The 19,307-nt window shown below is 33.9% G+C and carries 19 protein-coding genes; 14 read left to right on the forward strand and 5 right to left on the reverse strand.

The genetic code is table 11. From position 1 onward, the window contains the following. Position 1: 1 nt before the first annotated feature. Together QI155_RS06865 and QI155_RS06870 are read left to right on the forward strand one after the other, a co-directional pair. A complete protein-coding gene (locus tag QI155_RS06865) occupies positions 2-940 on the forward strand; it encodes a universal stress protein (protein ID WP_068859304.1) in 939 nt (312 codons plus the stop codon). Further along, positions 940-1,554 carry a hypothetical protein gene (locus QI155_RS06870; protein ID WP_068859289.1) on the forward strand — a complete coding sequence of 205 codons (615 nt, stop codon included), beginning with the start codon at positions 940-942 and terminating at the stop codon, positions 1,552-1,554. The genes QI155_RS06865 and QI155_RS06870 overlap by 1 nt, the downstream gene beginning before the upstream one ends. Here the strand turns inward: QI155_RS06870 and QI155_RS06875 are convergent, their stop codons facing one another. From QI155_RS06875 to QI155_RS06890, 4 genes are read right to left on the reverse strand one after another with little or no spacing between them, the layout of a single operon-like run. After that, entirely contained in the window at positions 1,555-3,513 is a 1,959-nt protein-coding gene (locus QI155_RS06875; protein ID WP_068859287.1) for a TRAP transporter fused permease subunit, read from the reverse strand. It abuts the gene before it with no gap. A gap of 21 nt (positions 3,514-3,534) precedes the next feature. Then, positions 3,535-3,903, reverse strand: a complete 369-nt coding sequence (locus QI155_RS06880) for a hypothetical protein (RefSeq protein ID WP_068859284.1) — start codon at positions 3,901-3,903, stop codon at positions 3,535-3,537. A 10-nt stretch (positions 3,904-3,913) separates the two neighbouring features. After that, on the reverse strand, positions 3,914-4,924 hold the full coding sequence (locus QI155_RS06885) for a TAXI family TRAP transporter solute-binding subunit (protein ID WP_068859281.1): 1,011 nt from the start codon (positions 4,922-4,924) through the stop codon (positions 3,914-3,916). A 60-nt stretch (positions 4,925-4,984) separates the two neighbouring features. Further along, positions 4,985-6,388 (reverse strand): NAD-dependent malic enzyme, encoded by a 1,404-nt coding sequence (locus QI155_RS06890; RefSeq protein ID WP_281321332.1) that lies wholly within the window; start codon positions 6,386-6,388, stop codon positions 4,985-4,987. 78 nt (positions 6,389-6,466) lie between these two features. Between QI155_RS06890 and sdhA the strand changes: the two genes are divergently transcribed. From sdhA to QI155_RS06915, 5 genes are read left to right on the forward strand one after another with little or no spacing between them, the layout of a single operon-like run. Then, the gene (sdhA, locus tag QI155_RS06895; protein ID WP_083200034.1) at positions 6,467-8,200 is read left to right on the forward strand and encodes a succinate dehydrogenase flavoprotein subunit; all 1,734 of its coding nucleotides are present in this window, start codon (positions 6,467-6,469) and stop codon (positions 8,198-8,200) included. Further along, positions 8,200-8,919 (forward strand): succinate dehydrogenase iron-sulfur subunit, encoded by a 720-nt coding sequence (locus QI155_RS06900; RefSeq protein ID WP_068859279.1) that lies wholly within the window; start codon positions 8,200-8,202, stop codon positions 8,917-8,919. Before sdhA ends, QI155_RS06900 begins: the two co-directional genes overlap by 1 nt. Continuing rightward, positions 8,916-9,260 carry a succinate dehydrogenase, cytochrome b556 subunit gene (sdhC, locus tag QI155_RS06905; RefSeq protein ID WP_068859276.1) on the forward strand — a complete coding sequence of 115 codons (345 nt, stop codon included), beginning with the start codon at positions 8,916-8,918 and terminating at the stop codon, positions 9,258-9,260. Before QI155_RS06900 ends, sdhC begins: the two co-directional genes overlap by 4 nt. Then, a complete protein-coding gene (gene sdhD / locus QI155_RS06910; protein WP_068859274.1) occupies positions 9,261-9,575 on the forward strand; it encodes a succinate dehydrogenase, hydrophobic membrane anchor protein in 315 nt (104 codons plus the stop codon). A gap of 20 nt (positions 9,576-9,595) precedes the next feature. Then, positions 9,596-10,810: a type II secretion system F family protein gene (locus QI155_RS06915; protein WP_068859271.1), complete on the forward strand. Its 1,215-nt coding sequence runs from the start codon at positions 9,596-9,598 to the stop codon at positions 10,808-10,810. Here QI155_RS06915 and QI155_RS06920 read toward each other — a convergent pair. Further along, positions 10,776-11,951 (reverse strand): pyridoxal phosphate-dependent aminotransferase family protein, encoded by a 1,176-nt coding sequence (locus tag QI155_RS06920; protein WP_068859268.1) that lies wholly within the window; start codon positions 11,949-11,951, stop codon positions 10,776-10,778. The genes QI155_RS06915 and QI155_RS06920 overlap by 35 nt on opposite strands. Before the next feature lie 70 nt (positions 11,952-12,021). Here QI155_RS06920 and mraZ point away from each other — a divergent pair, with 70 nt between their 5' ends. Genes mraZ through mraY form a run of 7 tightly spaced genes read left to right on the forward strand, consistent with a single transcriptional unit; the run spans position 12,022 to position 19,306 of the window. Then, positions 12,022-12,477, forward strand: a complete 456-nt coding sequence (mraZ, locus tag QI155_RS06925) for a division/cell wall cluster transcriptional repressor MraZ (protein ID WP_068859265.1) — start codon at positions 12,022-12,024, stop codon at positions 12,475-12,477. Then, a complete protein-coding gene (gene rsmH / locus QI155_RS06930; protein ID WP_083200033.1) occupies positions 12,452-13,348 on the forward strand; it encodes a 16S rRNA (cytosine(1402)-N(4))-methyltransferase RsmH in 897 nt (298 codons plus the stop codon). Before mraZ ends, rsmH begins: the two co-directional genes overlap by 26 nt. Further along, a complete protein-coding gene (locus tag QI155_RS06935; RefSeq protein WP_068859262.1) occupies positions 13,345-13,674 on the forward strand; it encodes a hypothetical protein in 330 nt (109 codons plus the stop codon). Before rsmH ends, QI155_RS06935 begins: the two co-directional genes overlap by 4 nt. A gap of 2 nt (positions 13,675-13,676) precedes the next feature. Further along, positions 13,677-15,404 (forward strand): penicillin-binding protein 2, encoded by a 1,728-nt coding sequence (locus QI155_RS06940; RefSeq protein WP_068859260.1) that lies wholly within the window; start codon positions 13,677-13,679, stop codon positions 15,402-15,404. After that, complete coding sequence (locus QI155_RS06945) at positions 15,401-16,879, forward strand: UDP-N-acetylmuramoyl-L-alanyl-D-glutamate--2,6-diaminopimelate ligase (RefSeq protein WP_068859258.1); 1,479 nt, start codon at positions 15,401-15,403, stop codon at positions 16,877-16,879. The genes QI155_RS06940 and QI155_RS06945 overlap by 4 nt, the downstream gene beginning before the upstream one ends. 4 nt (positions 16,880-16,883) lie before the next feature. Next, the gene (murF, locus tag QI155_RS06950; RefSeq protein ID WP_068859255.1) at positions 16,884-18,218 is read left to right on the forward strand and encodes a UDP-N-acetylmuramoyl-tripeptide--D-alanyl-D-alanine ligase; all 1,335 of its coding nucleotides are present in this window, start codon (positions 16,884-16,886) and stop codon (positions 18,216-18,218) included. Positions 18,219-18,220: 2 nt separating this feature from the next. Continuing rightward, positions 18,221-19,306 (forward strand): phospho-N-acetylmuramoyl-pentapeptide-transferase, encoded by a 1,086-nt coding sequence (gene mraY, locus QI155_RS06955; protein WP_068859252.1) that lies wholly within the window; start codon positions 18,221-18,223, stop codon positions 19,304-19,306. The last annotated feature ends 1 nt before the right edge of the window (position 19,307 follow it).

Here is a 19,307-nt window from a genome sequence, read left to right on the forward strand (position 1 = left end):
AATGTTATGCCAACATTTTAAAAAAATTCTATTACCTATTGACAAAAGTGAAAATTCAAAAAGGGCAATTAATTTTGTAGGAAATTTGATAAGTTCTTTTATAAGTAATCAGATTGAATTAAATTTCTTGCATATAATTAGAATGGATGATTTAATGGAAAAATTTAAAAATGCTGATTTTAGATTAGTTATGATTAGAGATAGAGATTTTGCAGAGAAACTTATAAACAAGTACATTAATGATAATATCATTCCTTTTATGAATAACTATGAAAAGATATTGAGAAATAAAGGATTTACTGGAGAAGTTAAAAAGATTGTTGAACAAGGTGACCCAGGAAACAAAATTTTAGAAGTAGCACATAGGGACAACTTTCAGACTATTATGATTGCAAGACGGGGTATTTCAAAATTTAAAAAAATTATTTTAGGTAGCATATCTAATAAACTTGTCTATGGTCTTTTAAATCAAAATCTATATCTTGTCGGACAGAAAATTTCAGAGGAAACTCCGATTTCAGATATTTTAGTCCCTGTTGATGGTTCAGAGTATTCAATGAAAGCTGTTGAACACGCTGTATGTCTTGCAAAATTAGTCAAAGGTATAAAAAAGATTGTTTTATTAAGGGTAATAAACATTTCTCTTTATCTGGAAAGGGTTAAACATGGAATAGATCCAGAAATAGAGGCAGAGGAAATTCTATTGAATGCGAAGATGAGATTCCTAAACACTGGAATTTCTGAGGATATTCTTCAAACAAAAATAAATGTTGGTATACCTGCAGAAGAAATTTTGAAAGAAGCTTGTGAAGGAAATTATAAATTAATAATTATGGGAAGAAAGGGCCGTTCTGAGTTAAAAGATATTATTCTCGGTGGTGTTAGTTCAGCAGTTATAAACAAATGTCTTGAGCCCACAGTAGCAATAATAAATCTTTAATGAATCTTTTTATTTCAGGTTGGGCAGGATTTAGGCAGGCTTTGGATATTCCAGAGGAGTGGCATTTTATTACTCCCTTCCTTGATTTTGATGAAGAGGGTATATTAAATTTTTTAACGGATAAATCAGGGAGCCTTTTAATAGGCTGGTCAACAGGTGGACATATTGTTCTTAAAAATCTTGAATTTTTTTCAGAAAGATTTGATAAAATCATTATAGTTTCAGGCTTTAAAAAGTTTACAGATTATGTTAATCCAAGAGTTATAAGAAAAATGATTCAGAAAATGGAAAAAGAACCACAGACTGTGATAAAGGAATTTCTTAAAAATGCAGGAGCCAAACCATATGTCCCTGAAAATATTGATAAAAAGGCAATGATCGAAGGATTAGAATTTTTAATTAATTCTGATTTTATTAATCAAAATAAAATTTTTAAAAATCTAACATTTATTCATGGCAGAGAAGACATAATCTTACCACTTAAGGCTATTTATGATTTGAAACTCCTTTTTAAAGGTTGTTCATTTTTTGTTGTTGAAGGTTTTCACTGGATTAATTTTAAAGAGATTGAAAATATTATAAAAGTAAGCCCTGGAGACAATCCAGGGCTTTGATTAAACTTTTCTTACAATCTGGGCAGGTCTTTTGCCTATTACAGGTATCTGGACATCAAATTTTTCAAGAAGTATTCCTAATAAAAATATAGCAATACCAATAAAAGTCCAGTATCCAGGTGCCATCATAATTAATCCACCAACAAGATAAAGTAATCTTTCAATAGGAGTGGAAGGTTTCCGCCAGTATCCTAAAACACCTGCCTCAATGGCAAACATTGCAATGAAAGCACCGATGAATATAAAAATTATTTCCCATGCAGGACCTTTCATAAGATAAGCAGGAACAAAAATGAAGAAAAAAGGCATTATGTATCCACCGATGCCAAGCTTCATAGAATCCCAGGCAGATTTAAGCCAGTTTCCTCCAGAAATTGCTGCTGTTGTAAATACAGTAATACAGACTGGTGGAGTAAGTCCAGATTTTATAGCAAAATAAAAGATAAATAAATGGGCTGCAAGAGGGTTTATTCCCATTTGATGAAGAGCTGGTACAAGCACAGCTGCAGCAATAACATAGGCAGCAGTTGTGGTCATTCCCATCCCAAGAATTATTGCTGTAAGCATGGTGGCAATCAATGCAAGGTAAACATTGTAACCAGAAATTTCAATTATTAACTCCGATACCTTTACTCCAAAACCAGTAAGAGAGATTAGACTTACAGCTATCTGAACACAAGCCATCATTACCATTAACCATGCTAAAGCCTTTACAACTCCTTCAAAGAGCCCTCCCCATATAGATTTAATTCTTCTCCAAATTTCTTTTTTATTAAGTGGTCCGCCAAAAAATGTGAAATAGATAACTGATACAACAATTGCCCAGGCAGCACATACCTGTGCAGGAAAGAACATAAAAAGTAGCACACCAAGAGTTCCAATTGGTAAGACAAAACCTAAAATTCTATTTGGTCTGAGAATTTTTTTTAACTCTGGCATAAATTCCTTAGGAAGCTTTCCCATTCCTGTTCTTCCTGCTTCAATCCATACTCCTGCAGCAATACCAGCAAAATATATTAATGCAGGAATTAATCCAGCAATCATTATATGTGTATAGGGTATATTTAAAAATTCTGCCATTATGAAACATCCTGCACCCATGATAGGTGGCATTATTTGTCCACCAGAGGACGCAGCAGCTTCAACAGCAGATGAAAATTCCCTTGAAAAACCGAATCTTTTCATAAGTGGAATTGTAAAAGAACCAGTTGTAGCTGCATTTGCTACAGAAGAGCCACTTAACATTCCAAAAAGAGAACTTGAGATAACAGCAACATGACCTGGTCCGCCCCTTATTTTTCCACCAAAATAGGTAGAAAGCTCCATTACTGTTTTACCAACTCCTGTTGCAAAAAGAATCGGTCCGAAGATTATAAATGGTGCAATTATTCTACTTGCCATATCAGTTAGTAATCCCCATACTCCTTCTGTCATAAGGTAAAGCTGGTAGAGGATATCTGTGAAGTTAAATCCAGGATGACCGAATCTTCCAGGGATGTGTGGTCCTAATACAGTATAAAATAAGAAAAATAAGACAAGAAGAGGTATTGTCATTCCTAAGGCTCTTCTTGTACCTTCAAGGAGAGCAAAAATAAGGATTCCACCAAGAACTAAATGATATGTCTCGAATACACCAGGATTTCTTGCTATTTCTTCCCAGTGTAACATTATATATATACATGGGACAAGACTTAATATGATAAATATTAAGTCAATCAAAGATGGAGAAGTTTTTGTTCCAGTTAGAAGAAGTTTAAAAAATTTAGGGACATTCCATTTAAGCATTCGTTTAGAAAAAGGATAAACGAGAAAGACAATACAAAGTCCTATTGATAGAGATATACCGCCCTGCAACAAGGGATGCAGGGCGTAAAGAAGGGCTGTATATAATATAAAAACTCCCCAGATTCCAACAAGAATTCCTACAATAAATTTCCAGAAGCTCCTCAGTTCTCGCATTATTCTTTAATAGCCTCCTTACTATTTTTTATCCTTTGCTTTAACTTCTATTTTTAGATCTAATTGAGTTCCCTTGTTTCCTATTACATCAACTTTATAGGTGCCTGGTTTTGCATTAATCGGAATGCCTGATTTAACAGAGAATGCTCCATTAGCATCAGTTTTTATTACATCAGCTTTTACAGTGCCTAATGCCACCTTTTCACCTTCATCAAGGGTAATGATTATATCAACTTCCTCATCAGGTTGAAATCCTTTTCCCTCGATTGTTATTTCGTCTGCAGGAGCACCAGAAGAAGGAGTTATAATTACTGCTGGCTGTGCAAATACAAAAAGAGGTAATACAATTATGAAAAAGGCTATTGTTATTATAGAAAGAAATGTTTTCATGGAGTCCTCCTTATTTTTTCTTCATCTCTGGTGGTATTAATTTATCAGGTACTTTTAATTTAAGAACATCTCTGTAAAATTTTACAGCTCCTGGATGAAGAGGAACATTTACATATTTTACAGCCATTCCAAACATGTCTTCAAAATTACCCTCTTTTAATGTTGCAAGAGAGCCTACTATTTCTTTTCTGTTTTCCCATACAGCTTTAACAATTTTAAATACGACATCTTCAGGAACATCTTTATCGACAAAGTCAGTAACAACATAGGCTAAACTCATTTGAGGCTTTTTAACACTCTTAAATAGTCCAGCGGGAATTTCCATCATCAAACCTTGACCAGGGTAGACTTTGTTAAATTGATCTATCATTTCCTTAGTTACAGGAAGAATTCTTATATCCATATTAGCTTCAAGATCAAGGATTGCGGAGTCTTTGAATCCAGCTTTGTACCAGGCTTTTACTACTCCAGATTTCATAGCATCAACGCTTGCACCTATACCCATTGGTTTATAATTAGGTGTAATATTAAGTGCCTTAAAAAATAATTCAGCAGCTCTTCCTGAGGTTGTACCTGGATTAGATGCAAAATCAACACCGCTTAACTGTCTAACATCTTTGACTCCACTTTTCTCACTTACAACAATATGGATTGGTGTAATGTATCCTCCCCACAGAGTTCTTAAATTGGGATTTGCTTTACCTTCATAATCAATAATTCCCATATAATTTGCATATCCTGCAGCTGCATCTGCTGGTCCAATATGGATTGCCTTTCTCTGAAGTCTTGATAAATTTTCAAGGAATCCTCCTGTTTCAACAACAGTTACCTCAATTTCACCTGGATAGGCTTTGTTTACAACCTTTGCCATTGCTACTGTGTTTGCATAAAGACCAGAACGAACAGAGGTAGCACCCCATTTAATGTAAACTTTTTTAGCTGCCTCTGTTTTGTCTCCAATCAAGACAAGGAAAGCAAATGCCATTAAAAATAAACCTGCTAAAAATAGACTTCGTTTCATTTTGCCCCTCCTATTTAAGATTTTAATGATATTATTAAAAAAGCATTAAATTTTTCAACTCTATCTTGCTAATTTAAGCTTTTTAGCCTTTTCTGAAACAGCATTAGCTACTGCCTGAGCAACTTTTTTATTAAATATACTTGGAATAATGTAATCTTCGTTTAACTCTTCATCTTTTATTATGTTAGCAATTGCGTGTGAGGCAGCAAAGAATATTTCTTTGTCAACGCCTCTGGCTTTAACTTCAAGTAAGCCTTTGAATAAACCAGGAAATGCTAAAACATTGTTTATCTGATTTGGATAATCAGACCTTCCTGTTGCCATTATTCTTACAAGAGGCATTGCAAGTTCTGGTGCTATTTCGGGGTCTGGGTTTGCAAGAGCAAAGACAATCCGAGGAGGATTCATTTTCTTTATATCATCAGGAGTTACTATGTTTGGTGCTGAAAGTCCGATAAAAACATCTGCTCCTTCTAAGGCATCAGATATTTTACCTTTAATTTTTCTTGGATTTGTTTTTCTTGCGAGTTCTTCTTTGTAAGGGTCTATTTCTTCTTTTCTTCCTTCATAAAGGGTTCCCGCTCTGTCACATACAATGATATCTTTTACTCCGTAATCAAGAAGCATATAGGCTGTAGCAGTCCCAGCTGCACCTGCACCTGCAATTACAATTTTAAAATCTTTAATCTCTTTTTTTAAGACCCTCCCTACATTTATTAATGCAGCCAAAACAACAATAGCAGTTCCGTGCTGGTCATCATGAATTACTGGAATATTAAGTTCTTCTCTTAGTCTTTTTTCAATCTCAAAACAACGGGGCGCTGCGATGTCTTCAAGGTTAATTCCTCCAAAGGGAGTTGAAATTTTCTTAACGATATTAACAAATTCATCAACATCAGTTGTTTTTATGGCAATTGGGAAGGCATCAACACTTCCGAATTCTTTAAAAAGCATACATTTTCCCTCCATAACAGGCATTGCTGCTTCAGCACCTATGTTTCCGAGTCCTAAGACTGCTGTTCCATCTGTGATTACTGCAACTGTGTTTCCTTTGATTGTATACCTATAAACATGTTCTGGATTTTTTTGAATATCAAGGCATACACGGGCAACACCTGGGGTGTAAACTCTGGAGAGGTCTTCCCTTCCCTTTACATTAACTTTATTATATATTCCAATTTTACCTCCTTCATGAACTAAAAATGTTCTATCCATAACCCTTAGAATTTTTACTCCTTCAATGTGTTTGAGAGCCCTTATTATTTTCTTTTCATGTTCTTCATCCCTTGCATTTACAGTTATGTCTCTGATTATCTTTCCCTTTTCAACTTTGACAATATCTATTGAACCAAGATCTCCACCAGCACCACTTATAGCTGAAGCAATTTTTGCAAACATACCAATACGATTTTCAATTTCCACCCGGACTGTTATGCTGTAACTCGGGCTTGGTACATATCCCATTTTTATCCTCCTATACTTGACATTGTGTTATAAATTATACAAAATAAAATAATTTTTGCAAATAGGGAGGTAAGGCAATTGGAGATTAGTAAACACTACTTTGACACAGTGATTATTGGTTCTGGATTAGCAGGTTGTCGTGCTGCAATTGAGTGTATAGGGAATGGTTCAGTTGCTGTGCTAAGCAAACTTTATCCAACTCGTTCTCATTCTACAGCAGCACAGGGTGGAATAGGTGCTGCCTTAGGAAATGAAGAAGAAGATTCTCCAGAGTGGCACACTTATGATACAGTTAAAGGAAGCGATTTTCTTGGGGACCAGGATGCAATTGAAATTATGTGTTATGATGCAATTCCAACAATAATTGAACTTGAACACATGGGGGTTCCCTTTTCACGAACTCCTGAAGGAAAAATTGCTCAGAGAAGATTTGGTGGACATACCCGTGAGTTTGGTAAAGCTCCTGTCCGTAGAGCCTGCTATTCAGCAGACAGAACAGGTCATGCTGTTTTGTTTGCTTTGTATGAGCAATGTCAATTAAAGGGAGTAAAATTTTTCCAAGAGTTTCAGGTTCTTGATATTGTTGTTGAGAATGAAGCAGTTCAGGGAATAATAGCAATTAATATAAAGGATGGTTCAATCCATGTATTTGAAGCAAAGGCAGTAATAGTAGCAAGTGGTGGATACGGAAAGATATTCAAAGTAACATCTAATGCCTATGCAAGCACTGGCGAGTGTTTAAGCATGCTTTTTAGGCAGGGACTTCCCCTTGAGGATATGGAGTTTTTCCAGTTTCACCCAACAGGACTTTATGGATTAGGAATACTTATCACTGAAGGAGCAAGAGGTGAAGGTGGAATACTGATAAATAGTAAAGGTGAAAGATTTATGGAACGCTATGCACCTACCATAAAAGACCTTGCTCCACGGGATATGGTATCAAGGGCTATACTAACAGAGATAAGAGAAGGCAGGGGAATTGATGGAAAGGATTATGTTTATCTAGATTTAAGACATGTTGATAAAAAAATTCTTGAGGAAAGACTTCCAGAGATAACAACTTTCTGTAAAATATACATGGGAATCGATCCATCAGAAGCTCCGATTCCAATTGTTCCAACAGCTCATTATGCAATGGGTGGAATTCCCACTGATATTGATGGAAGAGTATTAAAGGATGTAGATGGAAGCACAGTTTATGGACTTTATGCAGCAGGTGAGTGCGCTTGTGTTTCTGTTCATGGCGCAAATAGACTTGGATGTAACTCTCTTCTTGATACTGTTGTATTTGGAAGAAGAGCTGGCAAGTCAGCTTCAAGTAATCTTAGGACAGCTACAAAGGGGAGAGTTACAAAGGAAAGGATTCAGATAATTGTTGATTGTATAAATATGATTAAAAACTCCAATGGCAGAGAAAGTGTAGGTTCTGTTAGAAAAGATTTGCAAACAGCCATGATGGATAAATGCTCTGTATTCAGAATAGAGGAAGAATTGAAAACACTTCTTGAGGAAATTAAACAACTAAAAGAAAGATACAAAGAGATTTCCATAAAAGATAAATCAAATAGATTCAATACAGAACTTCTTGATGCATTAGAGCTTGGACATATGCTTACTTTAGCTGAAGCAATAACTGCAAGTGCTTTACAGAGGACAGAAAGCAGAGGAGCCCATTACAGGGAAGATTATCCAGAAAGGGATGATGAAAACTGGCTTAAGCATACTTTTGCTTTTCTTACAGATAAAGGCATTAATTTCAAATTTAAACCTGTTAAAATAACAAGATTTAAACCAGAGGAGAGGAAGTACTGATGGAAAAATACTACACTTTCAGAATTAAAAGATATTTACCTGAAGAAAATCCCTCTGAAAGATGGGATGAATTTAGAATTAAGCTTAACAGCATGGAAAGAGTTTTAGATGGACTTGTCAAAATTAAAGAGACAAAAGACGGAACTCTTACTTTTAGAAAATCCTGTGCCCATGGTGTATGCGGTTCCTGTGCGATGAAGATAAATGGTAAAAACAAGCTTGCCTGTCAGAGTCTTGTCAAAGATCTGCCTGAATTGATAGTAATAGAACCTCTTCCATCTTTACCAGTAATAAAGGATTTAGTTGTTGATATGACAATGTTTTTTGAGAAAAATGATAAAGTTTTGCCATATTTAATAAATGAAGAACCACCACCTGAAAGGGAAAGAATTCAATCCCCTCAAGATCAACACAAAATTCTTGAATCAATTACATGTATTATGTGTGGAAGCTGTACAACTTCATGTCCTGTTTTCTGGGCTAACAAGAATTATCTTGGTCCAAGTGCACTTCTTAAAGCATTCAGGTTTATTTTTGATACCCGTGACAGAGCAACAGATGAAAGACTTGCAAGAATTACAGGAGAAAATGGTATCTGGAGATGTCATTCAATTTTCAACTGTGTTGAAGTCTGTCCAAAAGAGATAGATGTTACAAAGCATATTTTGAAATTAAAACGTCTGGCAGTTAAAAAAGGATTCACAGGAGGTGAAAAATGAGATACAGATGGAATACAGGATCTATTGCATGGCTTGTTCATAGGATTACAGGAATAATTCTTACATTTTATCTGATTGCCCATATTTATGTTTTAAGCCATCTTAAAGACCCTGAGGCTTATCAGAAAATAATGTCTATGATGAAAAATCCGATTATCAAATTTGGTGAACTTGTTCTTTTTGCCATAGTTTTAAAACACGTATTTGCTGGAATTAGAATTACACTTCTTGAGATGGGTGTTTCAACAAAGTATCAAAAACAGCTTGCCTATGCTGGAGCATTAATTATTGCAGTGTTGTGGTTTGTTGGTGCCTTTTACTTTTTACAGGAGGTGTTTTAGATGGGGGGCTGGCTATTGCATAGAGTGACAGGAATTATTCTTACTTTTGGTTTAATTTATCATTTCTTTATGATGCATTTTATGGAAGCTGAAGCTTATTCGTATCAGTCTGTAATACAAAGGCTTAGTGAACCATCATGGAAGATTTTTAATATTGTTTTTTTAATTTCTGCTTTGTATCATGGTTTTTACGGAATTAACGGATTAGTAACGGAATATGTCAAAGGTGAAGGATTGAAAAAATTTTTAAAATTTTTTATATTTATTTTACCATTGGCACTTGCATTTTTTGGAATAAAAATTGTAATCTTTTAAAAAGATAAAAGGGATTAAAAATGCCCACGGTTTATATATGGAGAGGTAGAACAGAAGATGGCCTCTATGTAAGTGGTGAAACAGAGGCAGAAAACGAGGGTGAACTTCTTCTTTCTTTAAGAAAAAAGGGAATTATCCCGAGATATGTAAGAGAAAAACAAGAGGCTCGGGCTTTCACCTTTGGTAGAGGAGTTCCTCAAAAAGATATTCTTTTCTTTACCCGTCAATTTGCAACTTTATTTTCCTCTGGTGTTCCTATTGTTCAAGCCTTTGATGCTCTCATTGGACAGATTAAAAATAAAACTTTCAAAAAAGTTCTTATGCAAATGAGAGCTGATATTGAAAAGGGTTCTTCCCTTGCAGAGGCAATGAAAAGACATCCTCGTGTATTTAGTTCTCTTTTTGTAAACATGGTTAGAGCAGGCGAAGAAGGCGGTATGCTCGATAAGGTTCTTTTTAGAATGGCTGATTATTTTGAAAAGATGATGAAACTAAGAAGAAAAATTATCGGTGCAATGATTTATCCTTCATTAGTGATAGGTGTGGCTACGTTGGTTGTTGCAATAATTATGATATTTGTTATTCCCACCTTCGCAAAACTCTTTGGAGAAATGGGACTGCAACTACCTCTTCCAACAAGAATTACAATTGCAATAAGTAATTTCATGGTAAAGACAGGAATATTTATTCTTCTTGGAATTATTGGATTTTTTATTTTTATAAAATTATTCAGACGCACTGATAAAGGTAAAAAAATAACAGACAGTATTTTGTTAAAGTTTCCTATATTAGGAGTAATTTTGCTGAAAGCTTCTCTTTCAAGATTTGCAAGAACTTTAGGAACTTTGCTTGGAAGCGGGGTGCCAATACTTAACAGCATGGAAATTTCTGCAAGGGCATCGGGAAATAAAGTAATAGAAGATGTAGTTATTCAAATGAGAGATGATATTACAGCAGGAAAATCCTTAACAGAAGTTTTAAAATCAAGGCCAGAACTTTTCCCGCCTGTTTTTATTCAAATGGTAAATGTAGGGGAGGCTACTGGTGGCACTGACGAAATGCTTAATAAGGTATCTGATTTTTATGATGAAGAAGTTGACAATGCTGTTGCAAATCTCATGAATATGCTTGAGCCAGCTTTAATTGTATTCCTTGGTGTAACAATTGGATTTATTGTAATATCCCTTTATTTACCTATATTTAAACTCGGCGAAGTTGTTGGTGGAGGAGGTTAAAAGCCTCAATAAGCCTCTCAATATCTTTATCTGTATGAGCTGCACTTATAGTTATTCTTATTCTTGGAATTTTTACTGTTGGCGGCCTTATTACAGGTGCATAGATTCCTAAATCACTAAATATTTTTGATGCTTTATTTGCCTCATCTATTGTGTCAAAAAGAATTGGAATAATTGGAGTTTGCGTATTCGTTGTTTTTAGATTTATAGTTTTAATAGTTTTTATAACTTTTTCAGTATTTTCCCAGAGTCTGTCAATAATAGTTTTATCTTCCATTATGATTTTTATAGAAGCTATGGCAGAGGCAACAACGCTTGCAGGTAGTGCTGTTGAGAAAATAAATCCTCTTGCAAAGTTTATAAACCATTGTATTAAAGTATTTGCTCCACATACAAAGGCACCAAAACAACCTATTGCTTTTGAAAGAGTTCCCATATGGATTACAAAGTCTTCTTTAGGAAGAGCAAAGTGTTTCCATGCACCATGTCCATCTCCAAGCACACCAGTTCCATGGGCATCATCAATGTAAAGTAGAACTTCATAGGATTTGCAAATTTCATATATTTCCTTTAATGGTGCTATGTCTCCGTCCATACTAAAAACTGTATCTGTTATAATGATCTTTTTGCCTTTGCTGGGAGCTTCTTTTATTTTTTTCAGTAAATCATCAATATCATTATGCCTGTAGATAATTTTTTGTGCTTTGCTTAATCTAATACCATCAATTATACTTGCATGATTAAGTTCATCACTGAAGATCACATCTCCTTCATCTGTTATTGCAGGTATTAAAGAAGTATTGGCTGTATAGCCAGAGTTTAAAACAATTGAGCTTTCAGTATCTTTAAAATCACATAAAAGTCTTTCCAATTTTTCATTTAAAAATGTACCACCGCATAAAAGTCTTGATGCACCTGCGCCAGAACCAAAAAGTTCAACTGCCTCCTTTACTGCCTCCTTTACCATAGGATTTTGACTTAATCCAAGATAGTCATTTGATGCAAAGTTTATATATTTTTTACCTTCAACAGTAATATTCATTCCCTCACGATGTTCAATATCTTTGATTGAACGATAGAGAGAGCTTTCTTTCAGTTCAGCAAGCTTTTTTTCAAAAATTTCAAAAATTTTTTCATACATAAAAAATACCCCTTGACAAAATTTTCACCTTAGTATAATATTGGTGGTAAATAGTGGTGGAAAGTGGAACATGATATCTTTCATAGGAAAATATTACCATAATCTTGATCAAAAGGGAAGAGTTATTTTACCAGCCTCCTTAAGAGAGGTTCTGGCAAATAGATATACTTCAGGTAAACTTTATCTTACAAATGCTCCCTTTGATAAAGCCTTACATCTTTATCCTCTTGAAGAATGGATAAAAATTGAAGAAAAAATAAGGCAGCTTCCGAAGTCTGATGAAGCGGTAATGTACTTTTTAAGAAGAGTTATAGCTTCAGCAATTCCCTCTGAATTGGATAAACAGGGAAGGATTCTTATTCCCTATGAACACAGACAAGATGCTGGAATTAATTCAGAGGTTGTAATTGTCGGTCAGATTGAAAGGATTGAAATATGGGATAAGTCAACATGGGATAGTATTACTGACCCAACAAAGGTTGATATTAAGAGGATACAAGATGGTCTTGCAAAGTACGGATTATAAAATGATTCATACACCAGTAATGGTAAAGGAAGTTATTAAAATTCTCAATCCTAAAGAAGATGGAATATATGTAGATGCAACTTTAGGGTGTGGTGGTCATTCAGCAGAAATCCTTAAGAAACTCGGTAATAATGGAAGAATAATAGGTCTTGACAGAGATGAATCAGCTATTGCCTGTGTAAAAGATATTTTAAGTGACAAAAGAATTTTAATAAAACAGGCAAAATTTTCTCAGTTAAAGGATACTTTATCAGAACTTAATATTGAAGAAATTGACGGAATTGTTTTCGATTTAGGTGTTTCTATGTTGCAACTTAAAGATTTATCAAGAGGATTTAGTTTTCACTCAGAAGAAAAACTTGATATGAGGATGGACAATTCCGAGAGTCTTACTGCATGGGAAGTTGTAAACAGGTATCCAGAAAAGACGCTAATAAAGATATTTACTGAATATGGTGACGAACCTTTTGCAAGAAGAATTGCCCGTGAAATTGTCAGACAAAGAAGTAAAAAAACAATTGATACATGCAGAGAATTGGCTAATTTGATAAAAAAAATAGTGACCAAAAAAGATAAGATTCATCCTGCCACAAGGGTTTTTCAGGCAATACGAATTGAAGTAAACAAAGAACTTGAAGAACTCACAGAAGGATTAAGGCAGGCTTTGGAAGTTTTAAATCGTGGTGGCAGAATTTGTGTAATTTCTTACCATTCAGGTGAAGACAGAGTTGTAAAAAATTTTTTCAGAGATGAGGAAAGAAAGAATACATTAAGGATTATTACTAAAAAACCTCTTGTACCTTCTCTTGAAGAAATAACTAAAAACCCTTCAGCAAGAAGTGCGAGATTGAGAGGAGGTGAAAAATTATGAGTAAAATATGTTATGGAGGCAAGGGATTTTATTTAATTCAGGTTTTATTAATTTTTCTTACAGTTGTTTCAATTTTTGCCATACTTTGGATTAGATCTAATGTTATTACAATTGAATACAGGCTAAGCCAGCTTGAGGAAAAAAAGAAATATCTTATTAGAGAACAAAAGGTCTTAATTGCTGAAAAGTCTTCTCTTACTTCTATTGCAAAAGTTGAACAGAACGGTTTAACAGAATTTCAATTCCCTGACAGGAATAAAGTTGTATATGTTACAAAGAATATTGAGCCTTCTATTAATAAGGTAAGTTTTAATCGCAGAGATTAAATATGCATTCAAGATTAAAAATTCTTAAATCTTTAATTGTTTTATGTTTTCTTTTAATTATATTTCGTCTTTTTTTGATCATGTTTGTTGAACATGAAGTTTATCTTGAGAGAGCAAAAATTCAACAAGTAAAGAAGGAAGACATAATTCCCAAAAGAGGTAATATATATGATCGAAGGGGAAGAGAGCTTGCTATTTCATTAGAAAAGGAGTCTTTGTATATTGATCCTGTAATGATAAAAAATCAGGAAGCGATTAATAATATTCTTAATAATTATCTGAAAGTTAATTATCAGCAAATAGTTAATTATGCAAATAATAAGAGATTTTTATGGGTAAAGAGAAAGATGGATGATGAATTAGTTCAAAAAATTAAAAATATGAAACTTGAAGGAGTAGGCTTTATTACTGAACATACAAGATATTATCCAAAGGGAAATATTGCTTCCCATGTAATAGGCTTTGTAAATATTGATGAGGAAGGAGTTGAGGGTTTAGAAAGACTCTATGACAGATATCTTAAGGCACAGAAAAGTTCAAAAATTGTTTTGAGAGATGCTTCAGGTAAAAAGCTTTCTGACGGAATCTATCCAGATATAAAAGGTAATGATATTTTTATAACAATTGATGAAGGATTACAGTATATTGTTGAAAAACATCTTGATGAAGCAATGGCTAAATGGCGAGCTTCTTCAGCAACAGCAATAATGATGGATCCCTTTACAGGTGAAATTCTTGCCTTGGCAAATAGACCAACCTATAATCCCAATGATTTAAAAACAATAAAAAATATGGATGCAGTAAGAAATCGTGCACTTACAGACCTATATGAACCGGGCTCTACATTTAAGATTGTTACTGCCTCAGCAGCTCTTGAAGAAGGGATTGTGAAACCTTCTACAAAGTTTGATTGTTCCGCAGGTTTTATTGAAGTAGGAGGTAAAAAAATTAAAGATGTTCACAAAAATGGAGTTCTTTCTTTTGAGGAAGTTGTTCAAAAATCATCGAATGTTGGTACAATAAAAATTGCCCTTATGCTCGGTAAAGAAAAGCTCTATCATTATATAAAAAAGTTTGGTTTTGGTGAAAAAACAGGGATAGACTTACCAGGAGAGATTGCTGGATATGTAAGAAATCCCAATAAATGGTCTGGAACTTCTATAGGAGCAGTTTCAATTGGACAGGAAGTTGGGGTTACCCCATTACAGGTTTTAAGAGCCTATTCAGCTATTGCAAATGGAGGTTATCTTGTAAAACCCTTTGTAGTATCTGAAATCCGTTCTCCCGATGGAAATATTTTATTCAAGGCTGTTATAAAAAGAGAAAAAATTTTATCTGAAAATACAGCACTAAAAATGAGAGAAATTCTTAAAAAGGTAACTGAGGAAGGTGGTACAGCAAGGACAGCTAAAATTGATGGAAATAATGTGGCAGGTAAAACCGGTACTGCCCAAAAATATGATCCTAAAATTAAAAGATATTCGAAAGATAAATTTGTAAGTTCCTTTGTAGGATTTATCCCTGCTGAGTCACCAAGAATTGCTCTGATAGTTGTTATTCATGATCCAGTAGGAGCTCATTATGGAGGAGTTGTTGCAGCACCGGTATTTAAAGCAATATCTGATGAAGCTCTATCTTATCTCAATGTACCAAGAGATGATGCAAAAGAAAAAGGATTAATTATTACATTAAATAATGAAAACAGTAAAAAGGTGGCTGTGGCAAGATGATGCTTTCAGAACTTATAAGAGATGATTTTGAGATTTTAGGAAATATTGACATACAAATAAATTCTGTTCATTACAATTCAAAAGAAGTAGACAATGGAAGTCTGTTTATTGCTATTTCTGGACAAAATATTGATGGACATAATTTTATAGAAGAAGCAATAAAGGCAGGAGCTAAGGCTGTAGTATATGAAAAGGGAAGATTTTTTCCTATACCAAATTCAAATATTACTTGGATTGCTGTTTTCGATTCAAGAGATGCTCTTGCATGGATATCTTCAAGATTTTTTAATAATCCTTCCCAGAAAATGAAAATGATTGGAATCACAGGCACCAATGGCAAAACAACAACATCCTATCTCATAAGGGAAATTCTTCGGGAATATTGTAAAAGAACAGGATTGATTGGAACTATAAAATATTTAATTGATGATGAAGAAAGAAAAGCAGTTCATACAACTCCAGAGGCACGGGAATTTCAACAGCTTCTTTATGAGATGTATAATAGAGGCGTTGAATATGTTATTTCTGAAGTATCTTCTCATGCCCTTGCTCTTAAGAGAGTTGATTATACCGAATTTGATGTAGCAGTATTTACAAATCTCTCAAGAGATCATCTTGATTTTCATAAAGATATGGAAGATTACTATTTAGCTAAAAAGAGGCTTTTTACAGAGCTATTAAAAAAAGATGGATTAGCTATAATAAATATTGATGATGAATATGGAAAAAGACTTTCAAAGGAAACAGATAGAAGAAAAATTTTATATTCCATTGAAAATAAGGAAGCAAACATATATGTGAAAAATTATAAATTGATGTTTGATGGTACAGAACTTGATTTATTAATTGATGGCAATAAAGATTTTTCAATAAAGTCTTCCCTTTTAGGAATACCAAATATATACAACATCCTTAGCGCAATAGCTGTAGCCTTGGCTTTAGATATTCCACTTGAAATTATTAAGTCTGCTTTAATGAAAGCAACTGCTCCAGCTGGAAGATTTGAAAATATTAATCAAGGACAGGATTTCTTAGTCTTTGTTGATTATGCTCACACTCCTGATGCTCTTGAGAGGCTATTACAAAGTGTAAGAAAATTAAAAGATCAGATTTCAAAGGATGGTAGAATTATTACAATATTTGGTTGCGGTGGTAATCGTGACAGGGGTAAAAGACCTCAGATGGGGAAAATAGCAACAGAATTAAGTGACTATGTAATTATTACCTCAGATAATCCAAGATGGGAAAAACCACGAGAAATTATAAAAGACATCGAGGAAGGGATTGCTCTTGATAATTATATTGTTGTTCAGGATAGAAAAGATGCTCTTAAGATCGGAATACAAATTTGTAAAAGAGGAGATATTTTAATTGTTGCAGGTAAAGGACATGAAGATTATCAAGAAATAGAAGGTCTCAGATATCCCTTTAGTGATAAAGAAGTATTAATAGAATTCTTAAAGAATAGAGGTTAAATTAATGTTCAGTTTGGATGATTTACTTAAGGCGACAAATGGTAAAGTTTTATCGGAGGGGAACACTGTTTTTACCTCTGCTTCGATTGATACGAGAACCATAGGTGAAGGTGAAATATTTTTTGCATTAAAGGGTTTAAAAAGAGATGGACATGAATTTTTGGAAGAAGCTCTTACAAGAGCTTCCGGTGCTGTAATATCAAAGGAAATAAATATAGATTTTCATGGAAAAACAGTAATAAAAGTTGAAGATACACTTGAAGCTTTAAAGTCACTTGCAAAATATTTAAGAAAGCAATTTAAGGGAAAAGTTATTGCTGTCGTAGGAAGTAATGGAAAGACAACAACAAAGGAGTTACTTTACCATTTTCTTTCAGAAAAATACAAAGTTTTAAAAACAGAGGGAAATTTTAATAATATTATTGGTGTGCCTCTTTGTATAAGTAAAATACAGCAGGATACAGAAATAATGGTTCTTGAGCTTGGAACAAATAGAAAGGGAGATATAAGAGAACTTTGTGAGATAGTAAATCCTCAGTATGCTTTAATTACAAATATAGGATACGAACACATTGAAGGATTTGGATCCCTTGAGGGTGTAAGAGATGGAGAACTTGAAGTACTTCCCTTTGTTCATACTGTTTTTGCAAATGGAGATGATCATTTTCTAATGGAGGGATTGAAATATTTTCGAGGTAAAGTTATAACCTTTGGGATAGGTGAAAATTGTGAATTTAAAGCATCTGATATAAATTTTGTGGATGATCACATTGAATTTGTCTTTAATACCGATATTGCAAGTTTTCCTATAAGTATATCCTTAGTTGGCTTATACAATGTGTATAATACTGTTGCATCTGCTACAGTTGCCTTACATTTTGGAGTATCTCAATGTTCAATAAAGAAAGTAGCAGAGACATTTGTTCCAGTTAAAATGCGTGGGGAAATCATTAAAGTAGGCGATTTTGAAATATTCTTTGATGCCTATAATGCCAATCCCTCTTCTATGAAAGTGGCATTGCAGGAGCTTTCAAGACGGAAAAAGGGAATACCAGCTGTAGCAGTTTTAGGTGATATGTTGGAACTTGGAGAGTTTTCTGAACATGCCCATGAGCAATTAGGTATTTGGTTAAGGGATTACGATATAGAACACTTTATAGGGGTGGGAAAGTTTATTAAAAATGCATTAAGATATGTCAATGGACAGGTTTTTGATACAGCAGAGGAAGCCGGAGAATTTATTAATAGAAATTTTAGAGGACCTCATCTTTTATTAATTAAGGGTTCGAGAGCTATGAAAATGGAAAAAATTCTTGAAATTATAAAGAAAGGTAACTGACAATGTTATACGAAGTGCTTTACAGTTTTAGTGATCAAATTTCGGTATTTAATGTTTTTAGATATATAACTTTTCGGACCTTACTTGCCATACTTACATCATTTTTTGTTACCTTTTTAATTGCTCCAGCTTGTATCAGATGGTTGAGAAGTCTCAGTTTAACTCAGCACATAAGAGATGATGGACCAAAAAGTCATTTAAAAAAAGAAGGAACTCCTACAATGGGAGGAATTATAATTATTGGCTCTATTCTTGTTTCAGTGCTATTATGGGGCAATTTAAGAAATCATTATATGTGGATAATGTTTTTGAGTTTTTTGGGATTTGGACTAATAGGATTTATCGATGACTATTTAAAGGTATCAAAGAGAAATTATAAAGGATTGCCTGGTCGATATAAATTAATTGCTCAAATTGTTTTAGCATCAGCAATTACACTTTTTTTATATTTTAATCCAAAAGATCCATATACAACCGTTTTAAGTATCCCATTTTTTAAACAATGGCTTATAGATTTAGGATTATTTTACATTCCTTTCGCAATTTTTGTAATTGTTGGAGCATCAAATGCAGTAAATCTTACTGATGGTATGGATGGATTGGCTACAGGACTTGTTGGAATCGCATCAATTGTTAATGCAGTACTTCTTTATGTATCAGGACATGCTGTGTTTGCCAAATATCTTTATGTTCTTTATATACCAGGAACAAGTGAACTTGCTGTTTTCTGTGGAGCAATGCTTGGAGCCTGCTTAGGTTTCTTGTGGTATAATGCTTATCCCGCAGAGGTTTTTATGGGAGATGTGGGCTCTTTAAGCCTTGGAGGAGCCCTTGGTACTCTTGCAGTCATTACAAAACACGAAATTGTCCTTGCCCTTGTTGGTGGAATTTTTGTAGTTGAAGCTTTATCTGTAATTCTTCAGGTTGGTTATTTTAAACTAACTGGTGGTAAAAGAATCTTCAGAATGGCACCCCTTCACCATCATTTTGAATTGAAAAAATTGCCAGAACCAAAAGTTATTGTAAGATTTTGGATAATAGGTATCATACTTGCCTTATTAAGTCTTTTAACTTTAAAACTGAGGTGAT

The organism is Thermodesulfovibrio sp. 1176 (genome assembly GCF_029946585.1).
Taxonomy (GTDB): Bacteria; Nitrospirota; Thermodesulfovibrionia; order Thermodesulfovibrionales; family Thermodesulfovibrionaceae; genus Thermodesulfovibrio.

What these genes read in the sequence shown, in the direction of transcription:
- QI155_RS06940 (WP_068859260.1), top strand. Translation starts at nt 13,677, where the DNA reads ATGCATTCAAGATTAAAAATTCTTAAATCTTTAATTGTTTTATGTTTT.
- sdhC (WP_068859276.1), top strand. Translation starts at nt 8,916, where the DNA reads ATGAGATACAGATGGAATACAGGATCTATTGCATGGCTTGTTCATAGG.
- QI155_RS06885 (WP_068859281.1), bottom strand. Translation starts at nt 4,924, where the DNA reads ATGAAACGAAGTCTATTTTTAGCAGGTTTATTTTTAATGGCATTTGCT.
- QI155_RS06865 (WP_068859304.1), top strand. Translation starts at nt 2, where the DNA reads ATGTTATGCCAACATTTTAAAAAAATTCTATTACCTATTGACAAAAGT.
- QI155_RS06920 (WP_068859268.1), bottom strand. Translation starts at nt 11,951, where the DNA reads ATGTATGAAAAAATTTTTGAAATTTTTGAAAAAAAGCTTGCTGAACTG.
- sdhD (WP_068859274.1), top strand. Translation starts at nt 9,261, where the DNA reads ATGGGGGGCTGGCTATTGCATAGAGTGACAGGAATTATTCTTACTTTT.
- mraY (WP_068859252.1), top strand. Translation starts at nt 18,221, where the DNA reads ATGTTATACGAAGTGCTTTACAGTTTTAGTGATCAAATTTCGGTATTT.
- murF (WP_068859255.1), top strand. Translation starts at nt 16,884, where the DNA reads ATGTTCAGTTTGGATGATTTACTTAAGGCGACAAATGGTAAAGTTTTA.
- QI155_RS06875 (WP_068859287.1), bottom strand. Translation starts at nt 3,513, where the DNA reads ATGCGAGAACTGAGGAGCTTCTGGAAATTTATTGTAGGAATTCTTGTT.
- mraZ (WP_068859265.1), top strand. Translation starts at nt 12,022, where the DNA reads ATGATATCTTTCATAGGAAAATATTACCATAATCTTGATCAAAAGGGA.
- QI155_RS06890 (WP_281321332.1), bottom strand. Translation starts at nt 6,388, where the DNA reads ATGGGATATGTACCAAGCCCGAGTTACAGCATAACAGTCCGGGTGGAA.
- QI155_RS06935 (WP_068859262.1), top strand. Translation starts at nt 13,345, where the DNA reads ATGAGTAAAATATGTTATGGAGGCAAGGGATTTTATTTAATTCAGGTT.
- QI155_RS06900 (WP_068859279.1), top strand. Translation starts at nt 8,200, where the DNA reads ATGGAAAAATACTACACTTTCAGAATTAAAAGATATTTACCTGAAGAA.
- QI155_RS06880 (WP_068859284.1), bottom strand. Translation starts at nt 3,903, where the DNA reads ATGAAAACATTTCTTTCTATAATAACAATAGCCTTTTTCATAATTGTA.
- QI155_RS06945 (WP_068859258.1), top strand. Translation starts at nt 15,401, where the DNA reads ATGATGCTTTCAGAACTTATAAGAGATGATTTTGAGATTTTAGGAAAT.
- QI155_RS06915 (WP_068859271.1), top strand. Translation starts at nt 9,596, where the DNA reads ATGCCCACGGTTTATATATGGAGAGGTAGAACAGAAGATGGCCTCTAT.
- QI155_RS06870 (WP_068859289.1), top strand. Translation starts at nt 940, where the DNA reads ATGAATCTTTTTATTTCAGGTTGGGCAGGATTTAGGCAGGCTTTGGAT.
- rsmH (WP_083200033.1), top strand. Translation starts at nt 12,452, where the DNA reads ATGGTCTTGCAAAGTACGGATTATAAAATGATTCATACACCAGTAATG.